The sequence below is a fragment of the Bradyrhizobium sp. 76 genome, from assembly GCF_023073025.1.
Classification (GTDB): domain Bacteria; phylum Pseudomonadota; class Alphaproteobacteria; order Rhizobiales; family Xanthobacteraceae; genus Bradyrhizobium.
On sequence record NZ_JADPIS010000120.1, the window covers coordinates 1 to 865 of the forward strand.

An 865-nucleotide genomic window follows, 5' to 3' on the forward strand; every position below is an offset into this window, starting at 1 on the left:
GCCTTGGCGTTCTCGCCGGCCACCAGAACCTCGACGTCCGCGCCGAGCGCGGCCGCCGCGGTCAGGGCCTTGTTGGTCGCATCCTTGAGCGACGCATTGTCGTGTTCGGCAATCAGAAGCGTCGTCATCAGAGCACCCCGGCTTCGTTCTTGAGTTTCGACACCAGCTCGGCGACGTCCTTGACCTTGACGCCGGCCTTGCGGCCCGCGGGCTCCGTCGTCTTGAGAACTTCGAGGCGTGCGGTGACGTCGACGCCGTAGTCGGCAACGCTCTTGTCCGCGATCGGCTTCTTCTTGGCCTTCATAATGTTGGGCAGCGAGGCGTAGCGCGGCTCGTTGAGACGGAGATCGGTGGTGACGATCGCCGGTCCCTTCAGCTTCACTGTCTGCAAGCCGCCGTCGACTTCGCGGGTGACCTTGAAGTCAGAACCATCGACCTCGAGCTTCGATGCAAAGGTCGCCTGTGACCAGCCGAGCAGCGCGGCCAGCATCTGGCCGGTCTGGTTGCTGTCGTCGTCGATCGCCTGCTTGCCGAGAATGATCAGGCCCGGCTGCTCTTCGTCTGCGATCTTCTTCAGTATCTTGGCGACCGCGAGCGGCTCGACCGCGCCGTCGGCCTTCACCAGGATGCCGCGATCGGCGCCCATGGCGAGACCGGTGCGGATCGTTTCCGACGCCTGCGCCGGTCCGATGGAGACCACCACGACTTCGGTCGCCTTGCCGGCTTCCTTCAGGCGCAGCGCTTCTTCGACCGCAATTTCGTCGAACGGGTTCATCGACATTTTGACGTTGGCGAGTTCAACACCCGATCCATCGCTCTTGACGCGGACCTTGACGTTGTAATCGACCACCCGCTTTACCGGCAC

General features: G+C 63.4%; 1 protein-coding gene and 1 pseudogene. Both read right to left on the minus strand.

What is annotated here, in order from left to right:
- A pseudogene (locus tag IVB48_RS32980) lies at window positions 1-128 on the minus strand (electron transfer flavoprotein subunit alpha/FixB family protein); the annotation flags it as partial.
- Window positions 128-865 (minus strand): electron transfer flavoprotein subunit beta/FixA family protein (locus IVB48_RS32985; RefSeq protein ID WP_247406716.1); only part of this gene is annotated, 738 nt, incomplete at its 5' end. The gene IVB48_RS32985 and the pseudogene IVB48_RS32980, both read right to left, overlap by 1 nt.